Annotated in this window: 11 protein-coding genes; 5 read left to right on the top strand and 6 right to left on the bottom strand. The window is 64.8% G+C overall.

Annotated features, from left to right (window positions below; translation table 11 throughout):
- Window positions 1-243: hypothetical protein (locus tag G6N73_RS36560; protein ID WP_206079220.1), on the top strand; the 243-nt coding region annotated here is incomplete at its 5' end.
- Window positions 244-307: 64 nt separating this feature from the next.
- On the opposite strand, the gene G6N73_RS32860 is transcribed toward G6N73_RS36560, so the two are convergent.
- The 5 genes from G6N73_RS32860 to G6N73_RS32880 are packed head-to-tail and all read right to left on the bottom strand — an operon-like array spanning window position 308 to window position 4,958.
- The gene (locus G6N73_RS32860; protein ID WP_165034102.1) at window positions 308-1,327 is read right to left on the bottom strand and encodes a branched-chain amino acid ABC transporter permease; all 1,020 of its coding nucleotides are present in this window, start codon (window positions 1,325-1,327) and stop codon (window positions 308-310) included.
- 11 nt (window positions 1,328-1,338) lie between these two features.
- Window positions 1,339-2,196: a branched-chain amino acid ABC transporter permease gene (locus tag G6N73_RS32865; protein WP_165034103.1), complete on the bottom strand. Its 858-nt coding sequence runs from the start codon at window positions 2,194-2,196 to the stop codon at window positions 1,339-1,341.
- A complete protein-coding gene (locus tag G6N73_RS32870; RefSeq protein WP_165034104.1) occupies window positions 2,183-2,920 on the bottom strand; it encodes an ABC transporter ATP-binding protein in 738 nt (245 codons plus the stop codon). The genes G6N73_RS32865 and G6N73_RS32870 overlap by 14 nt, the downstream gene beginning before the upstream one ends.
- A complete protein-coding gene (locus G6N73_RS32875; protein ID WP_246252761.1) occupies window positions 2,917-3,681 on the bottom strand; it encodes an ABC transporter ATP-binding protein in 765 nt (254 codons plus the stop codon). The genes G6N73_RS32870 and G6N73_RS32875 overlap by 4 nt, the downstream gene beginning before the upstream one ends.
- Window positions 3,675-4,958 carry an ABC transporter substrate-binding protein gene (locus tag G6N73_RS32880; protein ID WP_165034105.1) on the bottom strand — a complete coding sequence of 428 codons (1,284 nt, stop codon included), beginning with the start codon at window positions 4,956-4,958 and terminating at the stop codon, window positions 3,675-3,677. Before G6N73_RS32880 ends, G6N73_RS32875 begins: the two co-directional genes overlap by 7 nt.
- Before the next feature lie 276 nt (window positions 4,959-5,234).
- On the opposite strand from G6N73_RS32880, the gene G6N73_RS32885 reads away from it, so the two are divergent.
- The 4 genes from G6N73_RS32885 (at window position 5,235) to G6N73_RS32900 (ending at window position 8,738) form a co-directional block, all read left to right on the top strand.
- On the top strand, window positions 5,235-5,768 hold the full coding sequence (locus tag G6N73_RS32885) for a 2,4'-dihydroxyacetophenone dioxygenase family protein (protein ID WP_165034106.1): 534 nt from the start codon (window positions 5,235-5,237) through the stop codon (window positions 5,766-5,768).
- Window positions 5,765-6,820, top strand: a complete 1,056-nt coding sequence (locus G6N73_RS32890; protein WP_206079221.1) for a zinc-binding dehydrogenase — start codon at window positions 5,765-5,767, stop codon at window positions 6,818-6,820. The genes G6N73_RS32885 and G6N73_RS32890 overlap by 4 nt, the downstream gene beginning before the upstream one ends.
- A gap of 43 nt (window positions 6,821-6,863) precedes the next feature.
- Window positions 6,864-7,577: an SDR family NAD(P)-dependent oxidoreductase gene (locus G6N73_RS32895; protein WP_165034107.1), complete on the top strand. Its 714-nt coding sequence runs from the start codon at window positions 6,864-6,866 to the stop codon at window positions 7,575-7,577.
- 180 nt (window positions 7,578-7,757) lie between these two features.
- Window positions 7,758-8,738, top strand: coding sequence for a helix-turn-helix domain-containing protein (locus G6N73_RS32900; protein WP_165034108.1), 981 nt, complete (start codon window positions 7,758-7,760; stop codon window positions 8,736-8,738).
- A 159-nt stretch (window positions 8,739-8,897) separates the two neighbouring features.
- Here the strand turns inward: G6N73_RS32900 and G6N73_RS32905 are convergent.
- Window positions 8,898-9,621, bottom strand: a 724-nt coding sequence (locus G6N73_RS32905) for a helix-turn-helix domain-containing protein (protein ID WP_165034109.1), incomplete at its 5' end; no start/stop codon positions are given.

Raw genomic sequence — 9,621 nt, forward strand, 5'->3', positions numbered from 1 at the left:
CGTGCTTCTGGCGATGCGCTGGCATCGCGAAGATTTCCTGCCCCCAAGATCGCGATCGTCGGGTTACCGGCGACCGTTGCGCGTCAGAACGATGGCCCACAAGAAGGCGGCTATCTCGCGTGCGATCGCGGCCACGACCATTGGTGGCTTCTTGCAGGCGGCATTGAGGCGACCACAGCGAGTGTCGCTTTGCACTTTATTGTGTGTAAGAACGCGACCGTTCAGGTCGACTTCGGCACTTAATGGGTGCGCCGGCTTTCGATGCGTCCTTGCCAGGAGCGGCAGGACGGCCTCCAGGCGGCGGCCGTCAGCCGCGCGCCTCTTCCGTTCCGCCCCGTCGCTCCAGCGTGTGCCCGACCGGGAACCACGGCCAGTCGCGCACCTTGCTGATCAGGCTCCAGAGCCCGCCCGGCGCGAACAGCGCCACGAACAGGGTGAGGATGCCGAGAACGATCAGGTAGGTCGCGCCGTATTCACCGAAGAGCCGCGTGGCGAAGAAGTAGATCAGCGCGCCGATGATCGGTCCCTCCAGCCGGCCGATGCCTCCGACCATGACGATGAAGATGCAGATCGACGACCAGTAGGGGTCGAAGCCGCTGCCGGGCGAGATGCGCAGTTGCACCATGTAATAGATGGCGCCCGCAAGCCCGGTGCCCATGGCGGCGATCACGAAGATCCAGAAGCGCATCCGGCCTACATTGACGCCCTGGCTCGCAGCCGAGACCGGATCGTCTCGCATGGCGGTCAGGGCGAGGCCGAGGCGAGACCGCAGCATCAGGAAAGTGCCGCCGATGGTCGCCAGCAGCAGCAGCGAGCAGAGGATGGTCAGCCCGACCGCGCGCTCATGCGCGCTGAACTGTGACATGGCGCGCAGGGTCATGCCGGATCCGGCATTGACGACGTCGAGGTTGCCGGTGACCAGCCGGAACGTCTCAGCGAGCACCCAGGTGCCGATCGCGAAATACGGCCCGTCCAGCTTTCGCAGGAGCAGATAGGAAGGTGCGGCGAGCAGCGCCGGCAGAACCATCGCCAGCGGGACGGACCAGAACGGATTGAACCCCGCGAAGGCGGAGAGCGCGAACAGCGAATATCCGCCGGCTCCGATGAAGGCCTGCTGGCCGACGGACACCATGCCGCCATAGCCCGCTAGAAGATTCCACATCTGCGCGATGGCGATCAGACAGCTGAGCTCGACGACGAGGCGTATCTGGCCGCCCGTCGCCCAGAAGGGCATGGTCGGAATCGCGAGCAGCAGGAGGACGGCGATGGCGATGGCGATCTTGCTGGAGACCGTATGTCGGCGCACGACGAATTGGGAGGGGCTCATCGGCGGTCTCCTCAATGGCGCGACAGGAGACCCTGGGGCCGCCAGGCGAGCACCAGGAGAAAGACCAGGTGGCCAATCAGGATGCCCCAGCCCGGATCGATGCGCGAGCCCACGACCTGGGCGACGCCCAGGATCAGCCCGCCCACGAATGCGCCCCAGATCGATCCCATCCCGCCTATGATCACCGCCTCGAAGGCGTAGATCAGCTGGGCGCCGCCGTCCGACGGGGCCACGGTGGTACGCGCGGCCTGGAACACAGCCGCGATTCCGAGTACTGCGACGGCGATCGCCGTGGCCTGCGCATAGATCGCCTTGGTATCGACGCCGCACAGGGTGGCGGCGTCCTTGTCCGCCGCTGCCGCCCGCAGCCCGCGGCCGAATTTCGTGGTCTTGAGAACCATGTGCAGGGCCCAGGTGAGGAACAGGGCCACGCCGCAGATGACCAGCGGCAGCACGCCGACGCGAATGCTCCAGAGATCGACGGACTGGACGACGAGCGGACCGGCGTCGAGCGAGCGGGTGTCTGCCTGCCAGACGGTCAGCATGAAGTTCTGGAGCGCGAGCGACAGGCCGAAGGTTGCGATCAGCGAAGGGAGCGGGTCTTCGCCCACCGCCCAGTTCAGAATTCCGCGCTGGAGAATCCAGCCGATGAGGGCTCCGATGGGCACGAGAATCAGGATGATGTAACCCGGTCCCAGGCCGAACACGGCGGCCAGTGAGATGCCGATTAGTGCAAGCAGGACGACCAGATCGCCATGGGCGATGTTGACGATCCGCATCACGCCGAACATCAGCGACATGCCGATGGCGTATTGAGCGTAGAGGCCCCCGAGGAGCAGCCCCTGGATGACGGCGTCAACCCACTTCATGTCCCACCCCGAAATAGGCCTTCGCAATCGCTTCGCGCGAGATTTCCGATGATCTGCCGCTAAGCACGATGCGGCCCTCGAGGAGGCAGCAGATGCGATTGGAACTCCTGCTGGCGAGGGTCACGTCCTGTTCGACGAGGAGGATGGCGGTCCCCGACTGCTGGATGACGGGCAGCATCGCATAGATTTCCCCGATTACCCTGGGCGCCAGGCCGAGGCTGATCTCGTCGCAGAGCAGAAGCTTGGGTTGGGTGATCAGCGCGCGGCCGATGGCCACCATCTGCTGCTGACCGCCGGACAGTTTCTCGACCGCCTGCCCGCGCCGCTCGCCGAGAATCGGAAACAGGTCATACAGCCGCTCCAGGGTCCATGCAGGCACGCCTGCCGGGAGTCGGCGAGCCCGGTCGGCAGCCACGCGCAGATTGTCCTCGACCGTCATGCCCCTGAAGAGCCGCCGCCCCTCCGGTACCAAGGCGAGCCCTTGCGAGGCAAGGGCGTGGGCAGGCATCTTCGAGATGTCGCGTCCGTCGAAGGTTACCGTTCCCGCTCGGATCGGTACCAAACCGACAAACGACTTCAGCATCGTCGACTTGCCGGCGCCGTTCGCGCCGATCAGCGCTACGACTTCGCCGGCGAAGACGTCGAAATCCACCGAGAACAGGGCCTGGAAGTCGCCATATCCAGCGCTCAACGCCCTGGCGGCCAGCAGAGGGGACGAATTCATGCGTCGATGCCCAGGTAGACGCGACGCACTTCCGGGTCGTTGATGACTTGATCCGGGCGCCCCTCGGCGATTTTCTGGCCGAAGCTCAGCACCATCAGCCGCTCGGCCACGGCCATCACGGCGTGCAGGACATGCTCGATCCAGATGATCGTCACCCCACGCTCCCGGACTCGGCGAACCAGCGCGACCAGCTGTTCGGATTCGGCATCGGTCAGGCCTCCGGCGATCTCGTCGAGAAGCAGGAGCTTCGGCTCGCCGGCGAGCGCGCGCGCCAGTTCCAGCCGCTTGCGGTCAAGGAGCGTCAGGCTGCCGGCGGCGCGGTTGGCCCTGCCGTCCAGGCCGCATTCCTCGAGCAACTGCGCACACGTGGAAAAGGCCTCGTGCTCGCTTCGACCGGCGGCAAACCGCGATGCGACCAGCAGGTTCTCGAACGTCGTCATCTTCGCGTAGGGGCGCGGTATCTGATAGGTCCGCCCGATACCCAGCCCCGCCCGCCTGAATGCCGGCACGCCGTCGAGCCGCCCGCCGGCCAATGTGATCGATCCGGCATCGTGGGCAGTGTCCCCCGAAATCAGGTTGAAGAGCGTCGTCTTGCCGGCGCCGTTCGGCCCGAGGATCCCCAGCGCCTCCCCATCCGCGAGATCGAAGCTGACGTCGTCGACCACACGTAGCGCGCCGAAGCTCTTCGACACACCGCGCGCGGAAAGAAGGGGCCCGCCAACGGCGGCCTCCCCCAGCACTTCGGTCGCAACTGCTACCAAGTCTTCATCTCCAGAGCGCTCTGCGGCTCCATGATTGGGTAGAGCTGGGTCTCCACGATCACGAGATCGTAGGGCCACTTCTGCCCCCTGCGCCACTGGCCGCCCAAGATGGGCGTCTTCGACACGTTCGGGTGGGGGCCGTTCGACCAGTTGATCTTGCCCACCATGGTCTCGAGATTGGTGGCCTTGAGCGCGTCGCGGATGGCCGCGCGGTCCATCGGGTCGGCCGCGCGCTTGAGCACGTCGACGATGATTTCCCACATCGCGTGGCTGTAGCCCAGTGGCTGCGTCCACTGCTTGCCGGTGGTGGCCTCCCATTTCGCGGCGAGCTCCGCCCCGGTTTCGCTGGTCAGCGTGGACTTGTAGGGGAAGGCCGGCGTCCACCAGACTTCAGTCGACATCCCCGCGCCGAGCGCGCCCATCGCCTCCACGGCCGAGGGGAACAGCAGGCCCGCGGCTACGGTCATGATCTTCGGGCTATAGCCCTGCTGCGCCATCTGGATCGTCGCCGTGCGCAGGTCGGCGGGGAAGACCAGGCCGCCGAGGATATCGCAGCCTGCCTCCTTGAACGCGTTGATCTGCGCGGAGAAGTCGTTGGTGCGAACCTCGAACTTCGAGGGTGCGATCACCTCGAAGCCGGCGGCCCGCATCGCGGGCGGCAGCCCGATCGTGTCGTCGCCCCAGACCTCGCCGTCGGCGTTGCGGGGCAGGAGGAGGCCCACCTTCTTGTTGCTGTCGACGCCATTCCACATGTTGACGAAGGTCTGGATGATGTCCTCCAGGCCCCAGAAGAAATGATAGGTCCAGTTGAAGGCCTGGTCGGCACCGCCGCGCGGCATGATGACCGCCTGCCACGGCGCCGTGGACGACAGCGTCGGAACCTCGAACAGCTCGCCTTGCTCTGACACCGGGAGCGTCACGTCCGTCGTCGAAGCGGGGATGAGGATATGCACGTTGTCGTTCTGGCAGAGTTCGCCCGCGAGTTCGGCCGCCCGGTTTGGGTTCGACTGCGCGTCGCGTTCGATGATCTCGATGTTGTACGTCTTGCCGCCTGCTTCCAGTCCGCCGGCAAGGTGCGTCCGGATGAAGTCGAGCGCGAAAGCGTCGGTCTCGCCGAAAGGAGCCATCTGACCCGTTTGCGGGCTGATGAACCCGATCTTGATCGTCTGTGAGGACTGCGCGCGCAAATATGCCGGCATGGAAAGCAGGGCTGTGCCCGCGGCGATGCCCTTGAGCGCCGTGCGGCGTGAAATTCCCGTGCTACTCGGATGGGTCATGTGGTTTCCTCCCTTGCCCATTACATTCGCGTCCAGCGGCCTCCAAAGAAAGCCGCGCCGATGCTCCCACGCCCTCCGAGCCTCGGCGATTGAGCCGCCGCTCGGGGACGACTGCCGGAAGCTTAGACGGGGCATTTTCGTCTGTCCCAGGCCCGGGGACGAATTGTCGTTGAGGGTCAAGGCAAACGTCCCGCTCAGTCAAACCGAGTTGCGCCGGATCAATATCCTTGCGGCGGGGGGTGCTCGCGCCCCGGGATCCGATGGGAGGACATTGAAATGCCCGAAACCGCCAAGACCGAATTCTGGCGAGACATCAAACCGATCGAGAACGTCTTCAAGCCGGACGCGAAACCCGAGGTCTACCTGCAGAACGCACCGACGGACGACGACCGCTACTACGTGCCCTTCACCGAGACCGTCTCGTCGCGGCCGCTCTGGATCTCGCCTGAGCGCAATATGTGGTGTGACATCCTGCTGGCGAGGAAGGCGGGTCTGGTGAACCGGCACTACCATCCGCACGAGGTCTTCGCCTACACGATCTCGGGCAAGTGGGGCTATCTGGAGCACGACTGGACGGCGACTGCCGGTGACTTCGTCTACGAAACGCCCGGCGAGGGCCACACGCTGGTCGCCTACGAGAGCGACGAGCCGATGCGGGTGCACTTCAAGGTCACCGGGCCGCTGATCTGGCTCGACGAGAACGGCAACCCGAGCGGGACCTTTGATGTCCACGACTACATCGCCCTGGCCCGCGCGCACTACGACAAGGTGGGCATCGGCGCGGACTACATCAACAGGCTGTTCCGGTGACGGATCGACCCAACGACATCGGCGTGCTGTCGGCGCTCTGGCACAAGGCGCGCGACATCAGAATCGAGCGGCGGGCGCGTCCCGCCCTCGGTCCGGGAGAAGTCCGGCTTCGCGTTACCCGATGCGGTATCTGCGGGTCCGACATGCACGAATATCTGAACGGCCCGCACGCCATCCCGGTCGAGGTACCGCACGGGGCCTCCGGCGTTGCGGCTCCATTGGTGATTGGGCACGAGTTCTCCGGCGTGGTGATCGAAACCGGGAGCGGCTCCGACCTCGCCCTCGGGCAGCGCGTCGCCGTCGAGCCCGAATACCGGTGCGGCGTGTGTGCGGCGTGCCGGCGTGGCGACTACAATCTGTGCGAGAGCATGGGTTTCGCGGGGCTGATGGGGCATGGCGGAATGGCGGAGGAAGCCGTGCTCCCCCGCTACATGCTCCACCCGCTGCCGGATAAGGTCAGCGATCGCCAGGCCGCCGTCCTCGAGCCCGCCGCCGTCGCGCTTCATGCTTTGAGGCGATCGGGCCTCGCGGCAGGCCAGAGCGTGGCCGTTGTCGGTGCCGGACCGATCGGCCTGCTGCTGATCCAGCTTGCGGCCGTGGCCGGGGCGCGACGAATCGTGGCGAGCGACATCTCCGACGCGCGCCTCGAAAAGGCGCGCTCGCTCGGCGCTACCGAACTCGTCAATTCGTCTGCGCGGAGTCTGCCGGCGGTGGCCGCCGGTGTCGACGTGGCATTCGAGGCCGTGGGGATGCAGGCTACCCTGGACGACGCCATTGGCTCGGTTCGCAAGGGCGGCAAAGTCGTCCTCGTCGGCCTCTTCGGCACAACCGCCCGTTTCGATGCCTTCGACCTCGTCAACCGGGAAGTGGAGATCATTCCATCCTGCGGCTACCGGCACGTCTACCCCGACCTGATCGGGATGATCGCGGCGGGCGTCGTAGATCCGTCGCTGATCGTCACGCGGGAGATCCGCCTTGAGGATGCCGTTGCGGAGGGCTTCGAGAAGCTGGCGCAGCCCAATGAAGACGTGAAAGTGCTCGTCGCGCCATGATCGCGCGGCCGGAGCCTCACTGCAACCCTTCAGGACAAGAGACATGACATTCTCGCAAACGCTTTTCGCAGGCCGGATCGTGGTCGTCATCGGCGGCACCTCCGGTATCGGAGCCGGCACTGCCGACGCGTTCTCGGCGCTCGGCGCCGAGACGCATGCGGCCGGCCTGAACGCTGATTCCAATGGGGGACCGGCCGAGGCCATTCGCAGGGAACTCGACGTGCGTTCCGAATCTTCGCTTGAAGACTATATCCGCTCGTTCGATCGAATCGACGTCCTCATCAATTGCGCCGGGATAAGCCGCGACCGGGACGAGTGGGAGTCGGACAGCTTCGACGATGTCATGCGCATCAACTTCTTTTCGGTGATGACTGCGTGCCGGGCGGCGCGGCCCCGCATGAGCGCGGGCGGCTCGATCATCAACATCGCGTCGATGTATTCGACCTTCGGCTCGTCCGACCGCCCAGCCTACGCCTCCTCCAAGGGCGCGCTGGTGCAACTCACCAAGTCGCTCGCACAGGAGTATGCCCCCGACATCCGCGTCAACGCGGTAGCACCAGGCTGGATCGTGACACCTTTGTCGCGAGGACTTTTCGCCGATCGGGAAGCCTCCAGCCCAATTCTCGCGCGAATTCCATTCGGGCGCTGGGGTGAGCCGAAAGAGATCGCCGCGCCGATCGTCTTTCTCGCCAGCCCGGCGGCGGAGTATGTCACAGGCATCGTTCTACCCGTCGACGGCGGATATCTCACGGTCTAGCGTCAGCGCTCCCTGACCTTCTACACGCAGGCAAAGGCGAGGATTCTGGAGCGAATCGCAAGCGATTGCGACACTTCTCCGTGGGCTTGAGTGCAGAATTTGACGGGAGACCTGCGGTTTGTCACAATCTCCAGACCCGACGCTTGCTGTCCATGTCAGTGTCGGGACAGGGAGGATGGAGTGAAACGCAGCAACGCTACGGCGGGCAGCGCAAGCGTTGTCCCGCCGGCGGTGACGTTCGACACTCGCGTCGTCGCGCCGCATGAGAGGATCGACTACTGGGAGGAGCATTGCGCCGAAAGGGTCGTAGGCCTCCGGTGCTCCTGCCTGTCGGAGAACGGCCTCACCGCGCGCTACCACTATTTCGACTTCGGACGGATCAAGATGATCGACATCGCCGCTGACGAGCATTTCGTCGAGCGGACGCCTTATCTCCTGCGTCGCCGCGAGAAGGACAGCGCGTTCCTCACCTTGATCCTCAGTGGCAAGGTCTTCGTCAACCGCGCCGGCCAATGCGCCGTGGCCGAGGCCGGCGACGTTGTCCTCTATGATACCAATCACGCCTACATGCACGGCTTTCCCGCGCATGGCCGGCAGGTCATCTTCGAGATCCCGGGAGACGACTTCCGCGACCGCTTCGCGGACTGGAACCTGCGAGAGCTTGTGCATTTCGGCGGCTCGACCAATCCCGGTCGCATTGTTCCGATCGCGCTCCAGAATGTCCTGCATTCGGCCAGGACGTCCAACTGGAGCGTCGAGAACACCGCCGGCCTTATCGAAGACGAGATCTGGGAGGTGATGGAAACGGCCTGTTCCCTCGTGAGCGGCCGCACACGGTCGACTTATCATGCCCAGACCCTGCGGCGCGTGCGCAGGCATATTGCGGAGAACCTGCACGATCCGGATCTCTGTCCCGCTTCGATCGCCTCGACCATGGGAATCGGCCTTCGCCAATTGAACAGGCTGTTCGAGGACGAGCCACTTTCGCTCATGGAATTCATTGTCGCAAAGCGGCTTGAAAGCGCCCGCTCGGACCTGCTGCGCTACGGCAGCGGCGCGAGCATCTCAGACGTTTCCTACAGGTGGGGCTTCAAGAGCCTCGCTCATTTCTCGCGCAAGTTCCGCGAGCGGTTCGGCGTCAGCCCGTCGCGGTGTCGTTGAAACCCGATCCGTTCGAGTGTGTCCAGCTTGTCCAGCGGAGGATTCTCGCACAGTCGACGACAATGTAGTGACAGTCCGCCACAGGCAACGGCGGTGCTGCAGAAATCGGGTTTGTCGGCTACGGGGCCGGGCTCGCAGTGGCCTGGCGCTGCTGATTGATCACCGGATGTCGGGTGCCGGCTCCTGATTGCGACCATAATTGCCTGGCGCGCAGCCGAAGGCCTTGCGGAACAGGCGATTGAAATAGGAAATGTCGCTGAAGCCGCAGTCCATCGCGATGGTCGAGATCAAGAGGGTCGCGCCGTTTGACCCGCGTGCCAACAGCAGCGAACATGCGTGCTCCATGCGTTTCTGCATCAGATAGGCAGTGGGCGTGGTACCGATCAGAGCGAAGCCACGCTGCAATTGCCGCACCGATACGCCGAGATCGTCTGCGATCGCAGGGATTGTGAGTTCCGGATCGCCGAAGCGGTTGTCGATATAGGCGAGCCCGCGCTTGAGCACTTGGGCGCCAGATACGTCAGCCTCTATGGCGGACACGCGATCTCCCTCGGCGCGCTCGTGCAGCATGGCGCCGATAAGTCCGAACAGTGCCTCGCGCAGGAACCCACTCTGGGCGTCGCCAGCCGGCCGGGTGAACGCCTTGGACAGGACGGCGCAGATGGCGACCGCAGTCTGGTCCGAGCGCGGCAGGAAGAGGCCGCCTCTGATCTGGTCGCCGAACCGCGCCCACATCTCGATCCGGGGCAGGTGCAGCGAGAGCTGCCGGCTGTAGGTGCTGAAGAAGGTGAACTCCGAAGGCTGGGCGCTGTCGACGAGGATCATATCGCCCGGCGAGATCATCCGCACTTGGTCGTTCTGCGCCATGAGCGCACGGCCTTCA

It is taken from the genome of Allomesorhizobium camelthorni (assembly GCF_011045125.1).
GTDB lineage: Bacteria > Pseudomonadota > Alphaproteobacteria > Rhizobiales > Rhizobiaceae > Allomesorhizobium > Allomesorhizobium camelthorni.